The 24,353-nt window shown below is 61.0% G+C and carries 22 protein-coding genes; 14 read left to right on the plus strand and 8 right to left on the minus strand.

Translation table 11 applies throughout. The features are described from left to right. The first annotated feature begins 40 nt into the window (after window positions 1-40). From V0R37_RS07050 to V0R37_RS07075, 6 genes are all read left to right on the plus strand, one after another. On the plus strand, window positions 41-1,513 hold the full coding sequence (locus tag V0R37_RS07050) for an aldehyde dehydrogenase (protein ID WP_420373846.1): 1,473 nt from the start codon (window positions 41-43) through the stop codon (window positions 1,511-1,513). A gap of 10 nt (window positions 1,514-1,523) precedes the next feature. Next, window positions 1,524-2,483, plus strand: coding sequence for a tripartite tricarboxylate transporter substrate binding protein (locus V0R37_RS07055; protein ID WP_420373847.1), 960 nt, complete (start codon window positions 1,524-1,526; stop codon window positions 2,481-2,483). 110 nt (window positions 2,484-2,593) lie between these two features. Beyond that, window positions 2,594-3,562 (plus strand): Bug family tripartite tricarboxylate transporter substrate binding protein, encoded by a 969-nt coding sequence (locus tag V0R37_RS07060; protein ID WP_420373848.1) that lies wholly within the window; start codon window positions 2,594-2,596, stop codon window positions 3,560-3,562. Window positions 3,563-3,607: 45 nt separating this feature from the next. After that, a complete protein-coding gene (locus V0R37_RS07065) occupies window positions 3,608-4,270 on the plus strand; it encodes an RraA family protein (protein WP_420373849.1) in 663 nt (220 codons plus the stop codon). A 2-nt stretch (window positions 4,271-4,272) separates the two neighbouring features. Then, window positions 4,273-5,241, plus strand: a complete 969-nt coding sequence (locus V0R37_RS07070; RefSeq protein WP_420373850.1) for a 2-hydroxyacid dehydrogenase — start codon at window positions 4,273-4,275, stop codon at window positions 5,239-5,241. Between the two features lie 2 nt (window positions 5,242-5,243). Continuing rightward, a complete protein-coding gene (locus tag V0R37_RS07075) occupies window positions 5,244-6,656 on the plus strand; it encodes an FAD-binding oxidoreductase (RefSeq protein WP_420373851.1) in 1,413 nt (470 codons plus the stop codon). Window positions 6,657-6,680: 24 nt separating this feature from the next. On the opposite strand, the gene V0R37_RS07080 is transcribed toward V0R37_RS07075, so the two are convergent. The 3 genes from V0R37_RS07080 to V0R37_RS07090 all read right to left on the minus strand — a co-directional run bounded on the left by V0R37_RS07080 (window position 6,681) and on the right by V0R37_RS07090 (window position 9,881). Continuing rightward, window positions 6,681-7,913 (minus strand): alpha-hydroxy acid oxidase, encoded by a 1,233-nt coding sequence (locus V0R37_RS07080; protein ID WP_420373852.1) that lies wholly within the window; start codon window positions 7,911-7,913, stop codon window positions 6,681-6,683. A gap of 23 nt (window positions 7,914-7,936) precedes the next feature. Continuing rightward, on the minus strand, window positions 7,937-8,902 hold the full coding sequence (locus tag V0R37_RS07085; RefSeq protein WP_420373853.1) for a Bug family tripartite tricarboxylate transporter substrate binding protein: 966 nt from the start codon (window positions 8,900-8,902) through the stop codon (window positions 7,937-7,939). 88 nt (window positions 8,903-8,990) lie between these two features. Next, window positions 8,991-9,881 carry an NAD(P)-dependent oxidoreductase gene (locus V0R37_RS07090; protein ID WP_420373854.1) on the minus strand — a complete coding sequence of 297 codons (891 nt, stop codon included), beginning with the start codon at window positions 9,879-9,881 and terminating at the stop codon, window positions 8,991-8,993. 334 nt (window positions 9,882-10,215) lie between these two features. Between V0R37_RS07090 and V0R37_RS07095 the strand changes: the two genes are divergently transcribed. The 6 genes from V0R37_RS07095 (at window position 10,216) to V0R37_RS07120 (ending at window position 18,089) form a co-directional block, all read left to right on the plus strand. Beyond that, window positions 10,216-10,992 (plus strand): transporter substrate-binding domain-containing protein, encoded by a 777-nt coding sequence (locus V0R37_RS07095; protein ID WP_420373855.1) that lies wholly within the window; start codon window positions 10,216-10,218, stop codon window positions 10,990-10,992. 185 nt (window positions 10,993-11,177) lie between these two features. Then, on the plus strand, window positions 11,178-11,705 hold the full coding sequence (locus V0R37_RS07100; RefSeq protein WP_420373856.1) for a sigma-70 family RNA polymerase sigma factor: 528 nt from the start codon (window positions 11,178-11,180) through the stop codon (window positions 11,703-11,705). Beyond that, window positions 11,702-12,679: a FecR domain-containing protein gene (locus V0R37_RS07105; RefSeq protein ID WP_420373857.1), complete on the plus strand. Its 978-nt coding sequence runs from the start codon at window positions 11,702-11,704 to the stop codon at window positions 12,677-12,679. The genes V0R37_RS07100 and V0R37_RS07105 overlap by 4 nt, the downstream gene beginning before the upstream one ends. Window positions 12,680-12,806: 127 nt before the next feature. After that, window positions 12,807-15,296: a TonB-dependent siderophore receptor gene (locus V0R37_RS07110; RefSeq protein WP_420373858.1), complete on the plus strand. Its 2,490-nt coding sequence runs from the start codon at window positions 12,807-12,809 to the stop codon at window positions 15,294-15,296. Between the two features lie 14 nt (window positions 15,297-15,310). Then, entirely contained in the window at window positions 15,311-16,513 is a 1,203-nt protein-coding gene (locus V0R37_RS07115) for a PepSY-associated TM helix domain-containing protein (RefSeq protein WP_420373859.1), read from the plus strand. A gap of 106 nt (window positions 16,514-16,619) precedes the next feature. Then, window positions 16,620-18,089 (plus strand): M20 family metallopeptidase, encoded by a 1,470-nt coding sequence (locus V0R37_RS07120; RefSeq protein ID WP_420373860.1) that lies wholly within the window; start codon window positions 16,620-16,622, stop codon window positions 18,087-18,089. 6 nt (window positions 18,090-18,095) lie between these two features. Here V0R37_RS07120 and V0R37_RS07125 read toward each other — a convergent pair whose 3' ends face one another. Further along, the gene (locus V0R37_RS07125; RefSeq protein WP_420373861.1) at window positions 18,096-18,941 is read right to left on the minus strand and encodes an aldo/keto reductase; all 846 of its coding nucleotides are present in this window, start codon (window positions 18,939-18,941) and stop codon (window positions 18,096-18,098) included. 72 nt (window positions 18,942-19,013) lie between these two features. Next, on the minus strand, window positions 19,014-19,886 hold the full coding sequence (locus V0R37_RS07130) for a DUF72 domain-containing protein (RefSeq protein ID WP_420373862.1): 873 nt from the start codon (window positions 19,884-19,886) through the stop codon (window positions 19,014-19,016). 119 nt (window positions 19,887-20,005) lie between these two features. Between V0R37_RS07130 and V0R37_RS07135 the strand changes: the two genes are divergently transcribed. Further along, window positions 20,006-20,686, plus strand: a complete 681-nt coding sequence (locus tag V0R37_RS07135; RefSeq protein ID WP_420373863.1) for a type 1 glutamine amidotransferase domain-containing protein — start codon at window positions 20,006-20,008, stop codon at window positions 20,684-20,686. A gap of 22 nt (window positions 20,687-20,708) precedes the next feature. Here the strand turns inward: V0R37_RS07135 and V0R37_RS07140 are convergent, their stop codons facing one another. Beyond that, window positions 20,709-21,440 (minus strand): hypothetical protein, encoded by a 732-nt coding sequence (locus V0R37_RS07140; protein WP_420373864.1) that lies wholly within the window; start codon window positions 21,438-21,440, stop codon window positions 20,709-20,711. Window positions 21,441-21,595: 155 nt separating this feature from the next. Further along, on the minus strand, window positions 21,596-22,048 hold the full coding sequence (locus V0R37_RS07145) for an Lrp/AsnC family transcriptional regulator (RefSeq protein ID WP_420373865.1): 453 nt from the start codon (window positions 22,046-22,048) through the stop codon (window positions 21,596-21,598). A gap of 133 nt (window positions 22,049-22,181) precedes the next feature. On the opposite strand from V0R37_RS07145, the gene V0R37_RS07150 reads away from it, so the two are divergent. Further along, window positions 22,182-23,162, plus strand: a complete 981-nt coding sequence (locus V0R37_RS07150) for a DMT family transporter (protein WP_420373866.1) — start codon at window positions 22,182-22,184, stop codon at window positions 23,160-23,162. Here V0R37_RS07150 and V0R37_RS07155 read toward each other — a convergent pair. Beyond that, the gene (locus V0R37_RS07155) at window positions 23,067-24,284 is read right to left on the minus strand and encodes an MFS transporter (RefSeq protein ID WP_420373867.1); all 1,218 of its coding nucleotides are present in this window, start codon (window positions 24,282-24,284) and stop codon (window positions 23,067-23,069) included. The two genes, V0R37_RS07150 and V0R37_RS07155, sit on opposite strands and share 96 nt — an antisense overlap. Between the last annotated feature and the right edge of the window lie 69 nt (window positions 24,285-24,353).

Genomic DNA, 24,353 nt, shown 5'->3' on the forward strand with positions numbered 1-24,353 from the left:
CGGGATATTCTTTCGCGGGCTATAGAGCAAACAGGTACTTATGGACACACAGATCAAATCCTTTCAGGTAGGCGATGCCTGGCGCAGCGGCCAGGATGGCGAGCATGTCATCGTTTCCATCAATCCGGCCGACGGCTCGATCGCCGGCAAGGTGGCCCGCGCCACGCCCGAGGATGTGGACAATGCGGTGGCCGTTGCCTGGGATGCCTTCCGCAACCAGCCCTGGCGCAGGCTGCGTCCCGATCAGCGCGCGACGACGCTATATGAAATCGGACGCCGCATCCTGCTTGAAAAAGATGCGCTGGCGCGTTTGCAGATGGCCGACAGCGGAAAGCCGCTGAAAGAGTGCGTCAACATGGTCACCAGCGCAGCCGGCCATTTCCGATACTATGCCGCGGTGTGCGAGACCTGGCAGAACGAAGTCACTTCTCCGCGCGGTGAGTATTTTTCCTTGGCTTTGGCGGAGCCTTTCGGTGTCGTGGCCTGCATTACGCCATGGAATTCGCCGATCATGAACGAAGCGCAGAAGGCGGCCCCGGCTCTGGCGGCCGGCAATGCGGTACTGATTAAGCCATCCGAGGAAACGCCGCAGCTTGCCATCGAGCTGGCTCGAATCTGCGCCGAAGCCGGCCTGCCGCAAGGTTTGCTGACCGTGCTGCCAGGACTGGGCGAGGACGTGGGCGCCGCACTGGTCAAGCATCCGGGCGTCCGCATGGTCTCGTTTACCGGAGGCACGGAGACAGGCCGCGTCATCGGCTCCATTGCGGGCCAGCGCTTGATTCCCGTGGGCCTTGAGCTGGGCGGCAAGTCGCCTCATATCGTTTTCGAGGACGCGGACTTCGACAAGGCGGTCGCGGGCGTCGCGTCCGGCATCTTCGGATCGGCCGGGCAAAGCTGCGTGGCGGGTTCGCGCCTGTTCGTTCAAAAAAGCATTTATCCGCGATTCATCGAAGCCCTGGTCGAGCGCACTCGCGCTATCCGTGTCGGCATGCCCGATGATCCCGGCACGGAAATGGGGCCGCTGGTTTCCCGCGCGCATCGCGATAAAGTCGCGGCTTACGTTGACTTGGCACGCCAGGAGGGCGGCAAGGTTCTGATCGGCGGCGGCCTTCCCGAGGCGCCGGAACTGGCCAACGGCTGGTTCTACATGCCCACGGTGATCGACGGCTTGAGCAACAAGGCTCGGGCTTGTCAGGAAGAAATTTTCGGTCCGGTGCTGGTCGCGTTGCCCTTCGAGGACGAGGCCGATGTGATTACACAAGGCAATGACACCGTGTTCGGCCTGGCCGCCGGCATGTGGACCGGCGACTACGCCCGCGCATGGCGTGTTGCGCGCGAGCTGGATGCCGGGTCGGTATGGATCAACACTTATAAGCAATCGCATATCGCGACGCCGTTTGGCGGTTTCAAGGACAGCGGCATCGGGCGGGAAAAAGGATTGCACGGCTTGCGTTTGTACAGTCAGGTAAAGAGTCTGTACTGGGGCATGCACGAAAAACCATTATCGCTTTAGGAGACACAATATGTTCAAGGTAAATTCTTTGGTTGCAAGCCTTGCATTGGGCTTGGCATCGTCCCTGGCGGCTGCGCCGTCCTTCGCCTGGCCCGATCGTCCGATTGAACTCATCGTCGGTTTCGCTCCCGGCGGCGGCACTGATATTACAGCGCGCACTTTGGCCAGCTACCTGGAAAAGGAGCTGGGCGGGACGGTCATGGTCGTCAACAAGCCCGGCGCCTCGGGGGCTATTGGCTTGAGCTATGTGGCGCGGGCCAAGCCCGATGGCTACACGCTCGGCATGACCAACATGCCGGGCTTGCTTACGCTTCCCATCGAAAGGAATGCCGGCTTCACCGCGCGGGACTTCACTTATCTGGCAACCCTGGTGCGCGATCCCAGCGCCTTCAGCGTCGGTATCGATGCGCCATATAAAACCATGGCGGATCTCATCAAGGCCGCGCAGGCCAAGCCAGGCGAAATCAGCTACGGCTCAACCGGAGTCGGCACCGACGACCACCTGGCCATGGTCTTGTTCGAGCAGACCGGCAAAGCGGACTTGAATCATGTGCCGTTCAACGGCGCCGGACCGCTGCGCAACGCCGTCATGGGCGGGCATACCGACATCGGCGGCATGAATCTGGGCGAGGCCATGCCTTACAACGGCAAGACGATACGCATTCTGGGCCAGGCCAGCGAAAAACGATCGCCGCTGGCGCCCGATGTGCCGACGTTCAAGGAGCAGGGCATAGACCTTGTCTTTGCATCGGAGCGCGGCGTGGTCGCCCCCAAAGCGCTGCCGGCCGACGTTCAGGCCAAGCTGATGGATGCCCTGGACAAGGTCGCCAACGATCCCTCCTTCCAGGACCAGATGGAGAAGCAGTTTACCGAGATGGACTACCTGCCTGGAGACAAGTGGCAGGCGCGCCTGAAGGACGCCAACGAACAGTTCCAGGCCTTATGGGCCAGGCAGAAATGGGTTGAATAAGCGGCATTGAACTCATCCTTTATCGATACGACGCGACAGATCCACAGCCCAGCCCGAAGGTTGGATACTTACGCCGCACATTGGCGGCTCACAATAAAACGGAGATACAAATGAAAGTTATCAAGCATGTTGCCAGCGCTCTTCTGATTGGCGGGCTTGCCGCCAGCGGCATGGCGCAGGCCGCTTTTCCCGAGAAGCCGGTGACTATCGTCGTGCCTTACCCCGCGGGCGGCGCGACCGACGTCATCGCACGGTTGATCGCTCAGCAGCTGCCCGCCAAATGGAACCAGCCTGTCGTCGTGCGTAATCAGCCGGGCGCGGGCACGACCGTTGCCGCCGAGGCGCTCACGCGTGAGAAAGGCGATGGCTATACCTTGTACATGACTACGGCCGCGCACACCATCAGCGCAAGCCTGTACAAGAAACTGAACTATGATCCCATCAAGGATTTCAAGCCGATCACGCTGGTTTCCACCATTCCCCTGGTATTGGTGACCACGCCATCGCTCAAGCCCAATACCCTGCCGGAGCTGATTGCCGCGGTCAAGGCAACGAAAGAGGGCATGACAATCGCGTCGACCGGTAACGGAACGCCGCAACACCTTACCGGCGAACTGTTCAAGGCCAAGCAGAACCTGGATTTGGTCCATATTCCATATCGCGGCGACGCGCCCATGATTACCGACCTGATCGGCGGCCAGGTGCAGATGGCGTTCGTCACGCTGTCGGCGGCGGTGTCCAACATCCAGGCCGGCAAGCTGAAGCCGATTGCGCTTGCGCACAACAAGCGGGTTGATGCCATCGCCGATGTGCCCACCTTTGCCGAAGCCGGGATGCCGGGTTTTGAAGCGGCAACCTGGTTCGGCTTGTTCGCGCCGGCCAGCATTCCGGACGAGCTGCGTCAGAAGATCTATCAGGACGTTTCCGAAATTGTAGGCACACCTGAAATGACGAAGAAGCTGGTGTCCATGGGTGGCGATGTCAACAATAGTTCGCCCGAGGAATTCCAGGCCTTTATCAATAAAGAAGCCGCGAACTGGGCGGAAGCCGTCAAGATCTCTGGCGCCAGCGTCGACTAAGCTTAATCACTATCAATAGAACCCGATTTTCCCCGGACAACAGTCATGAATGAAGATAAAAGCGCATTGCTGGATCAGTGTGCGGCCATTGCCACGAGCACCTGGGCCGACGCCATGGACACGCTGGGCATCGACGGCGTAACGCAAGGCATACATCGACGCGGTGGTACTGGACGAATTGCCGGCTTTGCCGTCACCGCCAGGCACGTATGGGGCCAACTGGGCGACTTCGACCGGTCGGATTTTTCGGTCGGCCGCCTGGTCGCCGCGACAGGGCCGGGGAAAGTGGTCATGGTGGATGCCGGCGGCACCGCCATTTCCACCTTTGGAGGCATCGCCTCCATGGCGGCGTCCAAGCGCAATGCCACCGCCGTCGTTATCGACGGAGCCTGCCGCGACGTCGATGAAATTCAGGCAACAGGCTTGTGGCTGGCCAGCCGCCATGTCACGCCCCTGACCGGCAAAGGACGGCTCAAGCTGCAGGAAATGGGCGGGCCGATATCCATAGGCGGCGTCTGTGTCCATGAGGGCGACCTGGTCGTCGGCGATGACACGGGCTTGGTGGTTATTCCGCATGCCCGGCTTGACGAGGTGCTGGCCGCGGCGCAAGAGGCCTTGGCGACCGACGAACAAGTCGAGCAGGGCATACGCAACGGCTTGTCTTTTGCCGAGTCGGCGGCCGCGGCCAACTATATTCCAGCCAAGTAAGCATGGACAGCAGAACGGACAACTGCGAGGTCATTCAACTGGCATCCTTGGGCGATGCCTTCGACGATCAACTGGCGAAACGCTTTCGCGTGTTGCCCCTGTGGCAGTCGGCATCTCCCCAAGAAGCTTTATCCGCTCTTGGCGCATCCGCCCGGGTGGCGGTCACGTCGGTGCGTAAAGGCCTGTCGCGAGAGCAGATCGCGCTCATGCCCAGCTTGCAGGCCGTCTGCAGTTGGGGGGTGGGCTACGAAACCCTGGACGTTTCGGCGGCGGTCGAGCATGGAGTCAAGATCAGCAATACGCCCGAGGTGCTGGACGATTGCGTTGCCGACCTGGCGTGGGCCTTGCTGCTGACCGTGGCAAGGCAAACGGCGACAGGCGATCGTTATGTGAAAGGAGGCCTTTGGAAGACAATAGGCGCCTTTCCGCTTTCCACCCGGGTGTCGGGCAAGAGGCTGGGCATTCTTGGCATGGGCCGCATCGGCGCCGCGATTGCGCAACGCGGCACGGGCTTCAGTATGGAAGTCCGCTACAACAATCGCCGCGAGCGGCCCGAATCGCCATATCAATACATGGCTTCGCTTGTCGAATTGGCTCAATGGGCGGATTTTCTTGTTGTCGCCTGCCCCGGCGGCGAAAGCACCCGTCATCTGGTGAATGCCGAAGTGCTGGATGCCCTGGGGCCTAAAGGGTTCGTCGTCAATATCGCGCGCGGAAGCGTCATCGACGAGCAGGCGTTGGAGTCCGCCCTGCGGGAAGGCAGGCTGGGCGGCGCCGGGCTGGATGTGCTGGAGCATGAGCCCAAAATGCCGGAGGCATTCAAGAGCATGGATCAGCTTGCGCTGATGCCGCATGTGGGCAGCGCCACCCATGACACCCGGGCCGATATGGCTCAGTTGGTCTTCGACAATGTTGTGTCCTACATGGAGACCGGCCGTCTGTTGACGCCGGTTGCCGAAACCCGCGATTGACCATGACGCTGCTGCAATCCCTGATTGAATGCCTGGGCCCGTCCAACGTATTGACGGATGCCGACGCGCAGCCCTACCTGACCGATTGGCGCCGGTATTCAACCGGCTGCGCGGTGGCGGTTGTCAGGCCGGCCAGCACGGACGAGGTGGCTGCCGTTGTCAAGCTATGCGCGAAATATCGCGCCCCTATTGTTCCCCAAGGGGGGAATACCGGGCAGGTTGCCGGCGCCACGCCGGATCGATCCGGCACCGCCGTGGTCGTGAACATGCAGCGGATGAACCGTATCCGCGATATCGACGTCGACAATGAAACCATGACTGTCGAGGCGGGTTGTATCCTGGCGGCAGTCCAGCAGGCGGCCCGGGAGGCGGGAAAGTTGTTTCCGCTTTCCTTGGGGGCCGAAGGCAGTTGCTTTATCGGCGGGAATCTGGCGACCAACGCGGGCGGCACCCAGGTGCTGCGCTACGGCAATGCAAGGGAGCTGGCGCTTGGGCTGGAAGTCGTCACGCCCCAGGGCGAGGTCTGGCACGGATTGCGGGGACTGCGCAAGGACAACACCGGCTACGATCTTAGAGATTTGTTTATAGGCAGTGAAGGGACGCTTGGCATCATCACCGCCGCGACGCTGAAGCTTTTTCCCCTTCCTCAAACTCAGCATACTGCGTTTATCGCACTGCCGGATTTCGAAAGCGCCACCCTGGTGTTGAACCGGGTCAAGAAGGCGTTTGGCGCCGCACTGACGGGCTTTGAGGTGATGTCGGAGCAATGCCTGAGCCTTGTCGTCAAGACATTTCCAGAGCAGCGCATGCCCATAAATTGCCAGCGGCCGGCGCCTGAATGGTTTGCCTTGCTGGAATTATCGGATTCAGAGGGCGGCGAGCATAGGCGGGACGGCTTCGAGCTGGTGTTGTCGGATGCCATGGAGGCATCGGAAATCATCGATGCCGCTGTGGCGGCATCAGAGTCGCAGGGCGCCGCTTTCTGGCATCTGCGGGAAAGCATCACTCTGGCGCTGGCGGCGGAGGGCAAGTGCATCAAGCACGATATCTCCTTGCCGACATCCAGGCTTGCCGATTTTGTAAGAGATGTCGATGCGATGCTGCTGGCGCGTTATACGGGGCTGCGCATGATGGTTTTCGGCCACCTTGGCGACGGTAATCTGCACTACAACATGCTGGCGCCCGCCACGCTTTCCAAGGCGCGGTTCGAGCAATTGGAAGCGCAGGCGCAAGCGCTGGTCCATGATCAGGTGGTCGCCCGTGGCGGCTCCATCAGCGCGGAGCAGGGCATAGGCCAGCGGCGTGTCGAAGACCTCCGCCGCTATAAGGACCCTGTCGAGCTTGCCTTGATGGTCCGCATCAAGCAGGCGCTGGATCCATTGGGCATTATGAACCCCGGGAAGTTGCTGGCTTGAATCGCGGGCTTTTGCGCGGCACGGCTATGCCCCGGCGTTCAGCAGGATATGCTTACTGATTTCAGACGTCGAAGCCAGGCCGCTTAGCCGCATGGTGCGTATCAATTCTTCCCGCAGCAGGAACAGGGCGCGTTCCGCGCCGTCCTGTCCGCCGACGCTGACGCCATAAAGCATGGGCCGGCCGACCATCACCGCTTTGGCTCCAAGCGCCATGGCTTTTACAACGTCGCTGCCGCGACGGATGCCGCCGTCCATGATGACTTCCAGCGCCGAGCCGACCTCGCGCACGATGGCGGGCAGCGCCTGAAGGCTTGCGGGCGCGCCGTCGAGCTGGCGTCCGCCGTGGTTCGATACGATGATCGCATCGCATCCGATATCCGCGGCGCGCCGGGCGTCCAGCGGGTGCATGATGCCCTTCACGATCAGCCGCCGGGGCCAATAGTCGCGTATCCGTGCCAGGTCGTCCCAGTTGAAGGCAGGGTCGTAATTTTTCCCGACCGACGACGCTATTGTGGAGCTGTCGACGGTGTTGGGCACGAACCCGATCATGTTTTCCAGCGTAGGCATTCCATGGCGAAGCAGCCGCAAGACCCATCCCGGCCTGCTGGCAAAATCCAGGACATTGCGCGGGGTGAACCTGAATGGCAGGCCGAAGTCGTTGCGCATGTCCCGTTCGCGCTTTCCGCCCGTCGGCATATCGATGGTGATGATCAGCGCTTCATAGCCGGCGTTCCTGGCACGCTCTATCAGTCCCATGGTGAACTCGCGCTTGCGCAGCATGTAGGACTGGAACCAAAGCCGGGTGTTCGGCGCTTCCCGCGCAACACGCTCAATTGACGAGGTGGACGACGTGGGCAGCGCGTAGGGAATGCCAGCGGCGCCCGCGGCCCGGGCGATTGCCACGTCGCCAAAAGGCCAGCCATATCCGATGGCGCCCGTGGGCGCGACGGCCAGGGGAAGGGACGCTGGCCTGCCCAGCAGGTCGATGCGCGTGTCGATTTCGGAAACGTCCACAAGGTAGCGCGGAACGATGTGCAGTCCATCGAAGCTGGTCGCGTTGGCGCGAAGCGTCCGCTCGTTTTCGGCGCCTCCGTCATAGAAGTCGAACACCGCCCGCGGCAGGGTCCGGGCGGCCCGGCGGCGCAGGTCTTCGATGGAGTAGGCCTTCTGCAAGCGGCTCTGCGTCAGGCGAGATGCGCCAGGGGACGAGGATGCGGGCAGGGCAGGCGTGGCGGTATGGATTGTCGGGGTAGTCATGGGCGCTGCGGATCCGTTGGTGCTTACTTTTTGGGTTGGCCCGCGTCAGCCAGCAATTTGCCCCACATAATCGTTTGCGCCGCTACGTATCCAGTGAAGTCTTCAGGAGTTCTCGGAGCTGGCTCAAGCCCTTGCTTTCCCAGGAATGCGGCCGCTTCCGGGCTGTTCAGCGCTTTGGTGAACGCCTTGTTGATCTTGGCCACAATGGCGGGGTCGGTGCCCGCGGGCGCGAACAAGCCGCCCCACGCCACGAATTCGTAGCCTTTCAATCCGGACGTGTCGAAAGTCGGCACGTCGGGCAGAGCCTCTGTCGGCTTCAGAGGCGTCACGGCCAGCGCACGGAGCTTGCCTGTTTCAATATAGGGGCGCGTTACTGAAATATCGGTGATCATGAAGTCCAGCCGGCCGGCGATCAAATCGGTGATGGCTTGAGGCGTTCCGGAGTACTGAATGTCCATGGCTTCGATTCCGGTCATGCCCTTCATCATCTGGACGGCAGCCAGGCTGCCGGTGTTGCCGACCCCATAGTTCAGTGTTCCGGGATGCGCCTTCGCGTACTCGAGGAATTCACCCAGGTCCTTGACCGGCAGGTCGGGGCGTACCACGAGGACGAGCGGGTTCATGGTGAATTGGGTGATCGCCGTGAAGTCCTTGACCGGGTCGTACGGCAGTTTCTTGAACAGATGCACATTGGCCGATTGAGTGGAGTTGGTGCCCACAAGCAAGGTATAGCCATCCGGCCTGGCGCGGCTTACTTCCGCCGCGGCAATGCTTCCTTGAGCACCGGCCTTGTTTTCAACGACCAAAGGCTGCCCGAGTTCGGAGCCTACCTGTTCACTGAGGAACCGTGCCATCGTATCGGTCGTGCTTCCGGCCGGAAAGGGGACGATGAGCCGCACTGAGCGGCTCGGGTAGTTGTCCGCGGACCAGGCCGGCGCGATTGCGGAAAGGCTCAGGGCCACGGACAGGCCGATCTTAAGAATATTCATGGGGTCTCCTCCGACGTGGATCACTCTTGATCCGGTTTATGTTTTTGATTTCGTTATTGGCCGCGTACGGCTTTTGGGGCTGGCTAGCCTACTTGGCGGGGACCGCCGGCTTGCCCCAATCCGCCCATACTTTGGCGATCGCGGCGTAATCGTCGCGGCCGTAACCGGCGGCCGATGCGATCTCGTATATGGTGTGCGAACCCTGGATGGCGAATAGCGGCACGCCCAATGATTGCGCAAGCTCCAGCGCCAGCGTGGAATCCTTGCGTGCCGCGTCCAGCGGCATGCCGCCGGCATAGTCGCCATTGACGATGCGTTCAGCATAGCGGTGAGTCAAAGGACGGTGCAGGCCCATCTGCGGATCGGCCAGCAAGGAGATCAGCTTGTCGCAGCTGACGCCGGCGGCGGTGGCCAGCGAGCCGGCCTCCGCCACGACCACCATGACAGCGTGCGCCACCGCGTTATTGATGACCTTTGCCGCTGCCCCCGCGCCTGAAGGGCCGAAGTAGATTTGCTTTTCGGCGATCGCGTCCAGGACGTCCTGTGCCGATGCGATATCGGCTTCGTCCCCCCCGAGCAGCAAGGTGGCGCTGCCGGCCTTCATCTGGCTCACGCCCGCCAGGATGGAGGCATCCACCAGAGGCAGGCCGAATGGAGCCAGGATTTTCTGGCTGGCCTTGATGTCGTCGGGATTGACGGTGCTGGTTTCAACAATGACCGCGTCGGATGGCAGGCGGGGAGCGATCTGCTTGAGCACATGCTCGGAAGCGGCCGGGCTGGGCAAGCACAATACGACGACCTTGAGTTGCGACAGATCTTCAGTTTCATTCAGCGGCTGTGCGGCGAAGCCGTCGCAAGCGAGCTGAACGCGGGTGGTGTCAAGGTCGGCGACTTTGGTCGGGAAGTGTTTGGCGACCCGTTCAGCGATGAGGAAACCCATGTTTCCTAATCCATATACGGCGACTTGTTTGCTGCTCATAGAGAATATTCCGTGAATAATGCGAGAGAGGAATTTTTTAGGCTTTGCCGGCGCCCAGGGCGATCCCAAAGACCGCCTGGATTGATGAGTGTTCCTGGCTCACCCAATTGGCACCTGTCGCCGATATGGAATACTGCCGTAGATCTTATATAGGCACAAATAGAAATTAATTGCTTATTATTAGCTATAGCCTATGCGGCCCTTTTCTGTTTTTCCGGTCGCCGCAATCCGGCTGGGCGGATGTCGACCTAAGGGTATAGTTGCATTGCAGATGCGCCGGAGCGCAATGCCCACTGATTTACCATTCAATTTGAAATTAAAAAAGAGGTTGGCCATGAGACAATTTTTCCGTTTTTTCCTGGGCCTGGCCATGGCGGCGACGCTTGCGGCGACGGCGCAAGCCGGTCCCCGCCTGGACCGCATCATGGACAGCAAGGTTATCCGTGTCGGCACGCCGGGCGACTACAGGCCTTTTGCCATCAAAACAGACAAGGGCGGTTACGAGGGTCACGATATCGACGTCATTGAAGCCATGGCCAAAGGACTGGGCGTAAAGGTTGAATACGTGCAGACGTCCTGGCCCAACCTGATGAAAGATTTGCTGGGCGACAAGTTCGATGTCGCGGTGGGGGGAATCACCCGCAATGCCGCCCGTATCCGGCAGGCGGCCATGCTGCCCGGCTATGCGCCTTTCGGCAAGGTTGCCCTGGTTCGCAAGGATGAGGCGTCCAAGTACAAGTCCGTCAGCGACCTGAATCAATCTTCCGTCCGCGTGATCAAGAATCCGGGCGGCACCAATGAGGCCTTCGTGCTCGAAAACCTGAAGCAGGCGCAAGTCAGCACCCATGACAAGAACGCGGAAATCCCGGCTTTGATCGCCGGGGGCAAGGGCGACGTCATGATTACCGAGACATACGAAGCCTTGCACTACAGCAAGACCGATCCTCGTCTTGCCGCCATATTCGTCGACCATCCCTTGACGCCCAAGAACGAGCTGGGCTTCCTGCTGCCGATAGACGATGCCGATTATCTGCGGATCATGCAATTTGCCTGGGACCTTGCCGATGAACGCGACGTCCTTGAGCAGGCCGAAGACCGCTGGCTCAAGTAGGAAGAGGTGGCCTCGCCACGACGGGTTTTCGCGGCGCCACGTCTGATGCGACCAGCGGTTAGGCAAGTCCTTCAAGGATTGGAGGCAAATGTCCGTGTTTCGGTTATTAAATGTTATAATGCGAACGATTGTTATTAAGATTCGTAATTTTTTAAAGCATCGATAATCGACCGGACGAGGCATTCATGGCAGGCGGCGAGCCAACCCTGCAACGAGAGATTCACACTCTCTACAGCGATCATCATGGCTGGTTGTGCAGCTGGCTGCGTACACGATTGGGCAACAGTTTCGACGCGGCCGATATCGCCCAAGACACGTTCATGCGTGTATTGATAGGTTATCGGGCGGACGCGATACCAGTACTGTGCGAGCCGCGGGCTTATCTGACCACCGTGGCCAAGCGCCTGCTGATAAATCACTACGAGCGCCAGTCGATCGAGCGTGCGTACCTGGCCTCGCTTATGGCGCTGCCCGAGGCCTTGACGCCGTCGGTCGAGGAGCGCGCCATCCTGCTGGAGACTTTGCAGGAACTGGATACGCTACTTGATGCATTGCCCGCCAAGGTGCGCACCGCTTTTCTGATGTCTCAGCTCGAGGGCGTGGCCTACGCTGATATTGCCGCGCGCCTGCAAGTCAGCGTGCGCACTGTCACGCGCTATATGGCGCAGGGATTCACGCAGTGCCTGAAATTGATGCTGGCGCAGGCGGCATGAGCATTCCGCAAGCCTGTGCTCCAGCCGATCCCCGTTTGGTGGACGAAGCCGCGCAGTGGCTTGTCCTGATGCATTCGGGTAACTTCACAGAGGCTGACGCGCAACGTTGCGAACACTGGCGCAGTCAAAGCCCCGAGCATCAACGTGTATGGCAAAGCGCGGAGCAACTGAGTCTCAAGTTCGGTTCGGTGCCGCCGGCGCTGGGCATGCCGGTACTCGATCGGCGCCGTGTAGTGGGAAATCGCCGTGCATTGTTTAAAACGCTTGCCGCTATGATCGTGACGCCTTCGGCCGTCTTGCTAGGCTATCGCGCGGTGCCATGGCAAATGCTGGGCGCCCGGTACCGCACGGGAACCGGCGAGCGGCGAGAGATCAAACTTGCCGATGGCAGCCAATTGAGCATGAATACCGCGACCGCGGTCGATGTCGTGTTCAATGCCTCGCAGCGTGTGATTTGGCAGCGCTCCGGCGAGATCCTGGTCCAGACCGCACCCGACCCCCAGCCGGGCCGCAGCCGTCCCTTCATCATTCAGACCGCGCAGGGCAGTCTACAGGCGCTGGGTACCCGGTTCATTGTGCGCCTGGATGACAGGATGACCAGCCTGACGGTATTGGCTGGCGCGGTTCAGGCCAGACCCATGCGGACGCCCGAGGCAATGCTTACGGTGCCTGCCGGGCAGCGGATTGCTTTCACTTCCAGCTCTATCGGGGTCCGGGAGCCGGCTCGAGCCGGCGAGGGCGAGTGGGTGCGCGGCGTCCTGTATGCCCAGCAAATGAGCCTGGCCGACTTCGTCGCTGAACTGGCGCGTTATCGCCTCGGCGTGCTCAGATACGATCCTTCCGCGGCTGATATCCTCGTGTCGGGCTCGTTCCAGCTTCACGATACAGATCGCGTTCTTGATGTACTTGCGCAAACATTGCCGTTACGGATTGATTACCGTAGCCGTTACTGGGTAACCATCACCGCCAAGTAAGCGAAACGACCCCATCCGCCAATCTTTGTGCTGGAAATTATTTTTACCCGCCCATGTCCGGTTTTTGCGTCTCGCCTGTCATATAGGTTAAGCCTCAACTGACTGACTAGCGACAAGGAACTCCCCAATGACCGACCGGATATCCGTCCCACACCAAATTCTTCCGCGACCGGAGGGCTCGCGGCGCCAAGCAGCGCGCGCTTTAAGGGGCATCTTGTGCGTAGTAAGCTTGGCCGCTGCCGGCCTTACCGGACCGCAGGCTTGGGCAAGCGATGTCGTTGCGGGCGCCCAGGAGCGCAAGGCTTACAGCGTGGCCGCGGGACCATTAGGGCCGGCTCTTTTGAGCTTTGCTGGCCAAGCCGGGGTCAATCTGAGCATGGATATGAACGCAACGCGCGGCCTGGCGACGCAAGGCCTGGCCGGTACGTTTTCCGTGGAAGAGGGATTCGATCGCTTGCTCGCCGGTAGCGGCCTGCGCATTCGGAGACTTCGTGACGGCGGCTTCACGCTGGACACGGCTCCTTCCGCTGTGGCGGAATTGTCCGCGATCACGGTGGCGGCCCGCACGGAAAGCAATTTGATGTCGCCTACGCAACAGATCACGACCCTCGAGCATGAGCAATTGGACACATTGCGTACGGGATCGGACAGCGTCGCGACACTTTTGAGCAAGGTCGTGCCGGGCATGGCTGATTCCAGTCATACGATTACCGACTACGGCCAGACTTTGCGTGGCCGCAACATGCTGGTGCTGGTGGATGGCATCCCGCTCAACACCAATCGCGACTCGTCGCGCAATCTTGCCAATATCAATCCCGCTGATATCGAACAGATCGAAGTATTGCGTGGCAGCAGCGCTATATACGGAAGCGGGGCGGCTGGCGGCATTGTATCCATCCGTACCCGTCAGCCTGATGGGGAAGCGCGCGCAGAAACCACGGTCTCGGCTCTGACGCCGTTGTCTCGCTTGGGCGCCTCGGGATTGGGCGGCGAGATACAGCATTATCTATCTGGCGGCGGCGAGAAGATCGATTACTCGTTTAGCCTGGGGGCGCGCCATGTAGGCGGCTCATTCGATGGACATGGAGATCGTATCGCGCCCGAGCCCAGCCAGGGCGATCTGTTCGATTCAAATATCTATAACGTATCGGGCAAGATTGGCCTGCAAATCGACGCTGACCAAAGGCTGCAATTTTCTGCGAGCCATTATGACGCCAAGCAGGACACGGATTACGGATCGGATCCGTCGGTAGCCAGGCTGGCACCGGGCAGTGCCGCTGCACGGCCTATCAGGGGCCTGGATCTGGACGAACAAAATCGTGTAAAGAACTCCTTGTTCAATCTGGATTACCAGAATCGTGATGTGGCGGGTAGCACCTTGATCGCGCAGCTCTACTATCGTGATTTCTTCACCCGCTTTGCGCCTTTCGATGCGCGCGGCGTCTCCGTTCGCGGCGCCAACGTGGATCAAGTGATGCAAAAGTCGAAGGTGCTGGGTGGGCGTCTGACCATCAAGACACCGTTGAGTTCCGACAAAAATACCCAACTGACCTGGGGCGTCGACGTCAATCAGGAGCGTACTGAGATGCCGTTGGATGTTTTTGATCCCAATGAATATGATGCAAGCGGCGGCCTGCGCTTCCGCAAGAGCGGCACATTGATCTATATGCCGCCGGTCACCACTCGCAGCGCTGGCGCCTTTGCTCAGTTGGAGCATCGTTTCAACGAACAATGGGCCGTCAACGGGGGCGTGCGCTATGATCGCGCGAACGCCAGCTTCGATGATTTTACGCCTCTGTCACAACTGCGTGCGGCCGTTCCGCGGGATGTGGCGGGTGGCACGGTGCGCTATGGGGCATGGACCTATAATGCAGGAGTGGTCTTTTCGCCCACCAAGAATCATGAGATCTACGCTTCGTACAGCCAAGGTTTCGAATTGCCCGATGTGGGGGTTCAGGTACGCAACGCCACGCCGGCCTTCAATATTTCCAGCTCCAATTTACAGCCCATCAAGACCGATACGGTCGAGCTCGGCTGGCGCGGCGATTTTTCCAATATCTCGGCGAACCTGAGTGTGTTCCAGTCTCAGTCTGATTTGGGAGCGGTGCAGAGCTTGAACAACGGCCTGAGCCTCCTGCGCACCAAGGAGCGCATTTACGGCATAGAAGGCGGAGTGGACTATTTCAGCGACAACGAAGAGTGGGCGCTGGGCGGCACCTTCACTTGGATGAAAGGCCAGGAAAAGCTGCAGAGCAATAGCGATTACCGGGACATGACCGGGTTCCGTATTCCGCCTCTGAAACTGACCGCTTATGCCGAATATAAACCTAGTCAGCGATGGAGCCATCGTGTGCAGGCCACGTATTTTGCATCGAAAGACTACCGCCTGGACGGCGTGACCGGCTTCGGCCGGCGGAACACCACTGGCTATACCACTGTCGATGTGATCAGTCGTTGGAAAATCAACAAGAAGAACAATGTTGTGTTTGGGATCCAGAACCTTTTAAATCGATCCTATTATCCGCTGTACAGCCAATTGCTGCGCAACAGCAACAACACCAGCCGGCTGCCGGCTGCCGGCGCCGTATTGAGCATCAGCTATACCCATCGCTGGTAAATGGGACTCGGTAAGTGAGGAGCCTCTGGCGCCGCCTACATCGTTGGTTGGGGTTGTCGCTCGCCCTGTTTCTGTTCGTCATTTCGCTAAGCGGTAGTGTCATCGCGTTCGAGCATGAGCTCGATGCGTGGCTGAATCCGGAGCTGTTCAATACGGGCTCGGATGGCAAGGCGCTTGCTCCGGATCGGCTTGTTTCGGGCATTGAGAAGGACGATCCGCGGCTGCGCGTGACCTTGCTGCCCCTCGATGCCCGGCCGGGGCGATCGATCGAGGTCCAGGTGGCGCAGCGTCGCGATCGGACCGATATACAGGCGGACCGTTCGCTGGGTTTCGATCGGCTGTTCATAGACCCGACGACAGGCCGGGTATTAGGCCGGCGTCAGTGGGGCGAGACGCGTTTGGACCGAAAGCATCTTTTGCCTATGCTTAACCGGCTGCATCGTACGATGCTCCTGCCTGGGCGATGGGGCAGTTGGCTGCTGGGCAGCGTGGCGCTTGGATGGCTAGCGTTGTCGTTAATGGGGATTTATTTGAGCTTGCCCGCCCGGGGAGGCGTGCGTGTGGACGGAAGCGGGGTTGCCAGGCATACGTCCAGCCGTTTTGGGAGGCGTTGGTGGCCCTCCTGGCGCATCAAGCGGGGAGTGCGGGGTGCGCGTCTGGCCTTCGACCTGCATCGCGCAACGGGATTGTGGACGGCGGCCGCGGCGATATTCCTCGGATGTACCGGGGTGTCGCTGAGCCTGAGCAACGAGGTCGTCAAACCGCTGGTCGGCTTGTTCAGTCCGGTAACGCCACATCCTTTGGCCATGCTGCCCGAGGCCATCAAGGTTGCTGAACAGCCAATCTTGTCGGCCAAGGACGCCTTGCGACTCGCCCGAGCCGCCTTGCCGAGAGCGGCAAGCTCATTCGAACCGTGGTACATCGGCCATGTGTCCCGGTTGGGCGTCTATCGGGTGGCGTTCAAAGAGCGGGAATTTCGCGAGCGTGCCGGACGGCTGCGTTACGAGCAGGTCTATATCGATGACCAGTCGGGCGCGCCACGCAGCCTGTACGGATATCACAGCGGCAGCTCGGCGGATCGTTTCCTTATCTGGCAGTACCCGATACACTCGGGCAAGGTTCTGAGCACGCTTGGACGCATTTGGGTGTGCCTGTCGGGTTTGGGCATTGCTTTGCTGTGCGGCGCAGGCGTATATCTATGGGCAAGACGCCGATGAAAGCGGCGGGCTTAAGGGCACAGCCAATATGCGTGATGCGGGCTTACGGCGAAGCTTCCATCTTAAAGCGTAAAATCTTCGGGATACTCTTTATGGAGGACCTGCCATGAACGCCCGTATACCCGATGATGCGCTGCCGCCCGCCCTGGATCCCGAAGCTTTGCGGGCCTTCGTGGATGAAAAATGGGATCGCGAGATCATTCCGGCGCTGACCGACTACATCGCGGTGCCCGCCAAGAGCCCGGCCTTCGATGCCGATTGGGCCGAGAACGGCCATATCGACCGGGTGGTGCGCGATGCCGCGCTATGGGTGGAGTCGCAAAAGGTGAAGGGGCTGATCCTGGAGGTGGTGCGCCTGCCGGGGCGCACTCCGGTCATCTATTTCGAGGCGCCGGCCACACGCAAGGACAGCGGCGATACAGTGCTGATGTACGGCCACCTGGACAAGCAGCCTGAATTCTCGGGCTGGCGCTCCGACCTGGGACCCTGGACGCCGAAGTATGAGAACGGCAAGCTCTATGGCCGCGGCGGAGCCGATGACGGCTATGCCGTCTATGCCTCGCTGACCGCGATCATGGCGCTGGACAAGCAGGGCATTCCCAGGCCGCGCTGCGTGGGTTTGATAGAAACCTGCGAGGAATCGGGCAGCTACGATTTGCTGCCTTATGTGGACGCCCTGCGCGATCGCATGGGCAGGGTGGCACTGGTGGTCTGCCTGGATTCCGGCGCCGGCAATTACGATCAGCTATGGATGACGACGTCCTTGCGTGGCCTGGTGGCCGGTACGCTGGAGGTGCAGGTGCTGGACGAGGGCGTTCACTCCGGCGACTCCAGCGGGGTGGTGCCGTCCAGCTTCCGTATCTTGCGGCATGTGCTGGACCGCCTGGAGGACAGCGCCACGGGCCGGCTGCTGCCGCAAAGCTTTCACTGCGAGATTCCGGCGGATCGCGTCGAACAGGTCCGGGCGACCGCGCGCATCCTGGGTGACGAGGTCTGGCGCCGTTTTCCCTGGAGTTGCGGCGCGGACGGGGGCTTTGTGTTGCCCATGACGACGGAGCCCCAGGAAGCCCTGTTGAACCGCACTTGGCGGCCGACGCTGTCGGTGACCGGCGCGGAAGGTCTGCCGCCCCTGACCAGCGCCGGCAATGTCCTGCGTCCGCGCACGGCCTTCAAGCTCTCCCTGCGCTTGCCGCCGCTTATCGATGCGGCGGCCGCCGCGCGGGAGCTCAAAGCGTTGCTGGAAGCCGACGCGCCCTACAACGCCAAGGTGGTTTTCAAGCCCGACCAGGGCGCGGCCACGGGATGGAACGCGCCGGAGTCGGCCGGCTGGTTGAGCCAGGCGCTGGATGATGCTTCCCGGCAATACTATGACGCTCCTTGCGGCTATATCGGGCAGGGCGGGACCATACCGCTGATGAGCCTGCTGCAGCAGGGATTTCCGCGATCGCAATTCATGGTGTGCGGCGTGCTGGGTCCGCAATCGAATGCGCACGGCCCCAACGAGTTTCTGCATGTGCCCTACGGCAAGAAGCTGACCGCGGCGGTTGCCCAGACCATCGCGGCCCTGCCGGTCTAGTATCGTTCAGATCACCGGCAAATGACGCGGTTCCGCGCCACGGGGGAATGCGGCATCGATGCGCGCGATCTCTTCATCCGCCAGCACGATGCTTCCCGCCTGCGCATTGGCCTGAGCATGGGCGGCCCGGGCCGATTTGGGGATGGCGAATACCGACGCATCGCGGGTAAGGAAAGCCAGGGCGATCTGGTGTGCCGTGGCATCGTGCGCCTGCGCGATGCTGTCCAGAACGCGCCGTCCGTCCGTACCGGGCTTGGGGAAATCGTCGTGCCCGAAAGGGCTGTAGGCGACCAGAGCCATATCGTGCTGCCGGCAAAACGGCAGGACCGAATGCTCTATGGCGCGCTCGTTCAGATGATAAAGCACCTGGTTGCAAGCCAGGCGGCCCGGCCCCGCCGCGTCCAGCGCGTCCTGCAGGTCGTCGGCGTCGAAGTTGCTGACCCCGTATGAAAGTATCTTGCCGTCGCGCTGCAATTGCTCGAAGGCGGCGAAGGTTTCCTCCAAGGGATAGGATCCGCGCCAATGGAGCAGATAGCAGTCCAGCCTGTCGGTGCCAAGATGCCGGAGCGATCGCTCGCAGGCGCTGATCGTGCCGCGCCGCGACGCATTTCCGGGCAGCACTTTTGACACCAGGAATACCTGGTCGCGCCGGCCCCGTATGGCTTCGCCGATAACCTTCTCCGCAGCGCCGGAGCCATACATCTCGGCCGTATCGATGTGGTCCATGCCAAGATCCAGCCCGAGTTGCAAGGCGTCCACGGCAAGCCTGCGATCGGCAATGTCGATGTACCAGCTTCCCTGGCCGATGGCGGCGACGTTGCGTCTCGTCGCGCCGAAGATGTTCTTCTTCATGGTGCCCGTCCTTTTTGTGTACTATCCCAGCCTCGGTTTTCGCCGTCCGAACATCGCCTTCCGCCCGGCCCATTATCGCTCAAGCCGTTGCATAAGCCGGCGAGCATCGACGGGAGCCTGGACCTTCTGATCGTTGTCAAAGTAGCAGAATACATCGCGTCCGGCGCGAGGCCGGGACCTGGTATGGATGCGCCGGGCATCATCCGGCTCGCGTCCGGACGCCCATGCGGCGATCCGCTTTGCCCATCGGTCCAGGGCCGCGTCTTTATATTCGCCGCCATACAGGGTTTCAGTGCCGTGCAGACGCAGGTAAACGAAATCGGATGTCACATCTTCCGCATAGGGCCAATCGGCGACAGAGTCCGATACCACCAGGGCCGCGCGGTACCGGCGCAGCAGCTTGATGAAGGCCGCATCGCAAAAACTTGGGTGGCGTATTTCGATGGCGTGCCGCAAGCGCCTTTTCCTGCCCGGCTCCAGATCTGTTTCCTTTACATGCCTGTCATGCTTGCGGGCCAGCGCCGCCGCCTGATGCGTGTCCGGCGGCAAGGCGGCCAGAATGATCTCGAAGGCTGCGGCGTCGAACTTGAAACTGGGCGGAAACTGCCACAGAATGGGTCCCAGTTTTTCACGCAGCCGGAAAATCCCCGAGGCGAAGAAGTTGGCCAGGGCGATCGTGCTCTTTTTTTCATCCCGGAAGCGCAACATATGAGTCAGGTAGCGCGGACTTTTGACGCTGAAGACGAAATCCTTGGGCGTGGCCTCGTACCAATTGGCATAGCTATGCGGGGTTTGCAGGGCGTAATGCGAGCCATTGACCTCGATGGTCTGCATGCGCCGGGAGGCGAACTCCAGTTCGCGCGACTGCGCCAGCTTGTCGGGATAAAAGACCTTGCGCCATCCCGCATAGCGCCAGCCCGAGATGCCGATACGAATATGAGCCATAGGTTACATGCCGTTGTGCGGGTGTCACGAAGCTATGCTAAAAGAAATGAAGCTGCCGGCACTCGGATAGCAATATCCAGGCCCGGCGTATTGCGGCCCCAACGACACGGAGTATTTACATGAACATCCTGATGGTGCTGACTTCGCACGACCGCCTCGGCAATACCGGCGAGAAGACCGGTTTCTGGCTGGAGGAATTTGCCGCTCCGTACTATATATTCAAGGATGCGGGCGCTACGGTGACTCTTGCCTCCCCCAAGGGAGGGCAGCCGCCCCTCGATCCCAAAAGCGAGGCGCCGGACGCCCAGACGGCATCGACCCGGCGCTTCCACAGCGATGAGCAGGCAAGGCGGGCGCTGGCGCATACCAGGGTCCTGGCCGATATGCATGAAGCCGATTTCGATGCCGTTTTTTTTCCGGGCGGCCACGGGCCGCTGTGGGATCTGGCCGAGGACGGCAATTCGATTTCCCTGCTGGAGGCCTTTGAGCGCGCCGCCAAGCCTATGGGCCTGGTGTGTCATGGTCCGGCCGCCTTGCGCCATGCGCGAGGCGAGGACGGCACTCCCCTGGTCCAGGGCCGCAGCGTTACCGGATTCAGCAATACCGAGGAGGCCGCCGTCAAGCTCAGCGCCGTGGTGCCGTTTTCCATCGAGGACGAGTTCCGCCGTCTGGGCGGCATCTACGAGAAAGGGCCCGATTGGGATAGCTACGTAGTGATCGATGGCCGCCTTGTCACTGGCCAGAATCCCGCCTCGTCCGAGGCGGCGGCCAAGGCCCTGGTCCGGCTGTTGCGGGACTGAACGGGTTTGCCCGGTCCGGCCCTTAGCGCACCGGAAGGAAGTTGAAGAACAGCAGGCCTTGCATGTAATTGATGCCCACGCGCCGCAAATTCTCGTCCAGCAGGTTGGCCACCAGGTCCAGGCGGCCGACCAGTTGTCCGAACTCGCGTTCGAAACTCAGGTTGGCGGCTACGCTGGACATTTCGTTGGCGAGCAGCAGGGGCTGGCCCGCCGCATCGCGTCGGCTGGCCAGCAGCCAGGCGGCCACTTCGACATTGCGGGCGGCGTTGTACACATATTGGGCATCCAGCGCGTCCGATACGTAAAAGCGCGTCTTGCCGCCATGGGCGCCGATAATCATGTTGGCCATGCCGAAAATGAAGGCGCCCACGCGATCGCCGCGATAGGCCGGATCAAGGGCGACCGCCAGTATTTCCACGTCATGCAATGAAGCAAGTTCCGCGGGCGCCTGACCGGTTTGTATGGCTTGCCGCCCCTGCTGCACGGCGGCTTCCAGGCTGATCGCCCCGGTCTTGCGCCATTCGGCCGGATTGCGCCGATACAACTTTTCGAGCAGGCGCGACAGGCTGTCCAGGTTGTCGCGCATGGCGATGGTCACCGTGCGATTGAAGTCGGTTTGCGCCAGTTGGTCGAAGGACATTTCTTCTGTGCGCGGCCGGGCGCCTTCCGTACCGCCCATCGAGACACAGCCCATGAGCGCCGCGCCAGCCATGCAGGCCACGAGAATTATGCTTGCCCTACGAGCGCCGTTCATTCCATCGTTATCCGTTTTCTTGGTTTTGTATTGCGGCGCCCCAGCGGTTCCGGGCCTCCTCCCGACCTAGACTTTATCAGATAATCTTTACCGCAACGTCCGCTCCGGAGCGGCTGGCCGCGGGGACGACGCCATGCGTCCGCATGCCGGCGCACCTATGATTGGCCGGCCAATATCAGCGGCGGAAGGCGCCGCTTCACGGGACTTGCCTTGACAATGGCGGTATTGGTTTCGGCCTGGTCGGCCAGCTTGTCCAGGATGGCGTCCAACTGTTCCATGGATTGGACATTCAGGCGTGCCACGAAACAATCCTCGCCGGTCACCTTGTCGCATTCAGTGAATTCCGGGGTGCCTTGTATCAGGCGCTCTATGGCATGCATCTGGCCCGGAAGAGGGCGCACCCGCACGATCGCTTGCAGCATATAGCCGAACGATTTCGGGTCGACATTCACGGTGTAGCCGGTGAGCACCCCGCGCTCCTCCAGGCGGCGCAGCCTTTCGGCGACACTGGGCGAGGACAGCCCGCTGGCGCGCGACAGCGCTTTCAGCGAGAGGCGGGAGTCTTCCATTAGGGCATTGATCAGGATACGGTCGATTTCGTCTGGCATGGCTTTTAATCAGGAAAGTATTTTTATGTCCCTTCAAAAAATAGGGAACCAGTATATTTTGCCTTCTTTTTTCCATGGTGGATAGCAGCGGAAAACGTCACAATTTGACCCATGCGAAACAGGAGTTCGGCAAATGGATAATCAAGTGAAACGCGGTTCCCTGGAGATGGCTGGCGCCATGCTCATTTCGGGAACCATAGGCTGGTTCGTTCTGGTATCGGGGCAGCCGGTGCTGGACGTCGTGTTCTGGCGTTGCGCGATCGGCGCGGCCACGTTGCTGGCGATCTGCGCGCTCATGGGCTTCCTGCGCCCGGGCTTGCTGACATGGACACGCTTCGGCTGGGCGGTGATCAGCGGAGTGGCCATCGTGGGAAACTGGGTATTGCTGTTCGCCGCCTATTCGCGCGCCTCCATAGGCATAGCCACCGCGGTCTACAACACCCAGCCTTTCATGCTTGTGGCGCTGGGCGCATTGTTTCTGGGCGAACGCATAAGCCTGGACAAGATGGTATGGCTGGTCCTGGCTTTTGCGGGGATGCTGGCCATCACGCAGCAGCATGGCGCGCCGGCGTATGGCAGCGGCGACGCCTACCTGCTTGGAATTGTCCTGGCACTGGGCGCCGCTTTCCTTTATGCCATCGCCGCATTGCTGGTCAAACGGCTTACCGGAACGCCGCCGCATTTGATCGCGCTTATACAGGTGTGCACCGGCGTGGCACTGCTGGCCCCCTTTGCGCATGTGGCCGCCGTGGCGCAGCAGGCCCCACCGGTCTGGTTGACCCTGTCGACGCTGGGCGTGGTGCATACTGGAATGATGTACGTCCTGCTTTATGGAGCCATTCAAAAGCTGCCGACAGCCATAACCGGCGCCTTGTCCTTCATTTATCCCATTGTCGCCATCATGGTGGACTGGTTCGCGTTCGGGCACCGGCTTGAATGGCTGCAGTGGCTGGGTGTGGCGGCAATCCTGCTGGCCGCGGCTGCCATGCAGCAGGGCTGGACCCTGCCATCCTTGCGATCAACTGGATGCCGGCCGCTGCGCGGCGCGCATGCCGCGGCCCAGCCCCAGCAGGGCCAGGCAAGCGATCAATCCCAACAGGCTGGACATCCATAAAGAGGCCACGCCCCAGCGGTCTATCAGTATGCCGAACAGAAAAGGCGCCGACGCTTGCGCGATGCGGGCGGGCACCATCAGCAGCCCCTGGCGCAATCCATAGCCCAGCGGCCCGAATATGACCAAAGGCAGGGTGCCTTTGGCAATGGTAAGAATACCGTTGCCTGCGCCATGCAGCACCGTAAACAGGGCGGCGGCGGGCGCTCCGGCTATCATCAGGCAGGCTGCCCCGGCCGGATGCGCAAGTGCGGCCAATTGAGCGGAAATCAGCGGATGCATTTTGCGCAGCAGGCCGAATTCCATCAGGCGCGCCGCGACTTGGGCAGGCCCCACTAATGCCGATACGGCCACGGCCGCCGCAAGAGTCAGGCCGCTGGCCTGCAGCAGTTGCGGCAAGTGCGCCGCCATGGCCGTGCTGATGAACCAGGTTATGGCAAAGACCAGGGCAAGCAGCAGGCTGGCATGCCGCGGCGGCTCGGGCCGGCTGGGGGCTGAGCCGGGCCGCATGCCGGTATCGGCCCGGCTGGAAACGGCCGGCTCGGGTTCCGGCCGATCTTCGGCCGCCTTCGGCAACGAGGCATTGAGCGGCATGCCTGCGAAAAGATGCAGCGCCGCCCAGACCAGGCAGGCCGTCCTCCAGCCGAATTCGACTTCCAGCCAGGCCGAAAGCGGCCAGCCCACGGTGCTGGCGAAACCCGCAAACAGCGTGATCCCGGTTATGGCATTGCGCGCCTGTTCGCCATAGAGCTTGACCACCGTGGAAAAGGCCGCTTCGTACAAGCCGATACCCATGCCCGCGCCTATCAGCAGCCATCCGGCAAAAAACAGGGGAAGGTTGGGGGACCAGGCCAGGCATGACAGTCCGGCGGCGAAGATAAGGTTGCTGGCCAGCAGGACGGGACGGCCGCCGTAGTGGTCGATGCAGCGTCCGGCCAGGGGGCCAAGCAGCGCGGCCAGGACCAGAGCGGCTGAAAAAGCGGCGAATACGGTCTGGACGGACAGGTCGAGTTCGTGGGCCATGGAGCCGGCAAGCATGGCGGGCAGGTAGTAGGAAGAAGCCCAGGCTAGCGTCTGGGTAAGGCCCAAGCTGGTAACGGTGACTGCGCGCCGATCGATCCGCATAAGGTTCCTGGTTTTTTATGGCGATAATAATCGAAATTTGGCTATTGGCATTCCCGTATGCTAGTGTTC

The sequence above is a fragment of the Pollutimonas rozaliensis genome (assembly GCF_048751585.1).
Classification (GTDB): domain Bacteria; phylum Pseudomonadota; class Gammaproteobacteria; order Burkholderiales; family Burkholderiaceae_B.

Bases quoted from the DNA above. Each gene is read 5' to 3' on its own strand.
- V0R37_RS07050 (WP_420373846.1), top strand. From the start codon at position 41: ATGGACACACAGATCAAATCCTTTCAGGTAGGCGATGCCTGGCGCAGC.
- V0R37_RS07055 (WP_420373847.1), top strand. From the start codon at position 1,524: ATGTTCAAGGTAAATTCTTTGGTTGCAAGCCTTGCATTGGGCTTGGCA.
- V0R37_RS07060 (WP_420373848.1), top strand. From the start codon at position 2,594: ATGAAAGTTATCAAGCATGTTGCCAGCGCTCTTCTGATTGGCGGGCTT.
- V0R37_RS07065 (WP_420373849.1), top strand. From the start codon at position 3,608: ATGAATGAAGATAAAAGCGCATTGCTGGATCAGTGTGCGGCCATTGCC.
- V0R37_RS07070 (WP_420373850.1), top strand. From the start codon at position 4,273: ATGGACAGCAGAACGGACAACTGCGAGGTCATTCAACTGGCATCCTTG.
- V0R37_RS07075 (WP_420373851.1), top strand. From the start codon at position 5,244: ATGACGCTGCTGCAATCCCTGATTGAATGCCTGGGCCCGTCCAACGTA.
- V0R37_RS07080 (WP_420373852.1), bottom strand. From the start codon at position 7,913: ATGACTACCCCGACAATCCATACCGCCACGCCTGCCCTGCCCGCATCC.
- V0R37_RS07085 (WP_420373853.1), bottom strand. From the start codon at position 8,902: ATGAATATTCTTAAGATCGGCCTGTCCGTGGCCCTGAGCCTTTCCGCA.
- V0R37_RS07090 (WP_420373854.1), bottom strand. From the start codon at position 9,881: ATGAGCAGCAAACAAGTCGCCGTATATGGATTAGGAAACATGGGTTTC.
- V0R37_RS07095 (WP_420373855.1), top strand. From the start codon at position 10,216: ATGAGACAATTTTTCCGTTTTTTCCTGGGCCTGGCCATGGCGGCGACG.
- V0R37_RS07100 (WP_420373856.1), top strand. From the start codon at position 11,178: ATGGCAGGCGGCGAGCCAACCCTGCAACGAGAGATTCACACTCTCTAC.
- V0R37_RS07105 (WP_420373857.1), top strand. From the start codon at position 11,702: ATGAGCATTCCGCAAGCCTGTGCTCCAGCCGATCCCCGTTTGGTGGAC.
- V0R37_RS07110 (WP_420373858.1), top strand. From the start codon at position 12,807: ATGACCGACCGGATATCCGTCCCACACCAAATTCTTCCGCGACCGGAG.
- V0R37_RS07120 (WP_420373860.1), top strand. From the start codon at position 16,620: ATGAACGCCCGTATACCCGATGATGCGCTGCCGCCCGCCCTGGATCCC.
- V0R37_RS07125 (WP_420373861.1), bottom strand. From the start codon at position 18,941: ATGAAGAAGAACATCTTCGGCGCGACGAGACGCAACGTCGCCGCCATC.
- V0R37_RS07130 (WP_420373862.1), bottom strand. From the start codon at position 19,886: ATGGCTCATATTCGTATCGGCATCTCGGGCTGGCGCTATGCGGGATGG.
- V0R37_RS07135 (WP_420373863.1), top strand. From the start codon at position 20,006: ATGAACATCCTGATGGTGCTGACTTCGCACGACCGCCTCGGCAATACC.
- V0R37_RS07140 (WP_420373864.1), bottom strand. From the start codon at position 21,440: ATGAACGGCGCTCGTAGGGCAAGCATAATTCTCGTGGCCTGCATGGCT.
- V0R37_RS07145 (WP_420373865.1), bottom strand. From the start codon at position 22,048: ATGCCAGACGAAATCGACCGTATCCTGATCAATGCCCTAATGGAAGAC.
- V0R37_RS07150 (WP_420373866.1), top strand. From the start codon at position 22,182: ATGGATAATCAAGTGAAACGCGGTTCCCTGGAGATGGCTGGCGCCATG.
- V0R37_RS07155 (WP_420373867.1), bottom strand. From the start codon at position 24,284: ATGCGGATCGATCGGCGCGCAGTCACCGTTACCAGCTTGGGCCTTACC.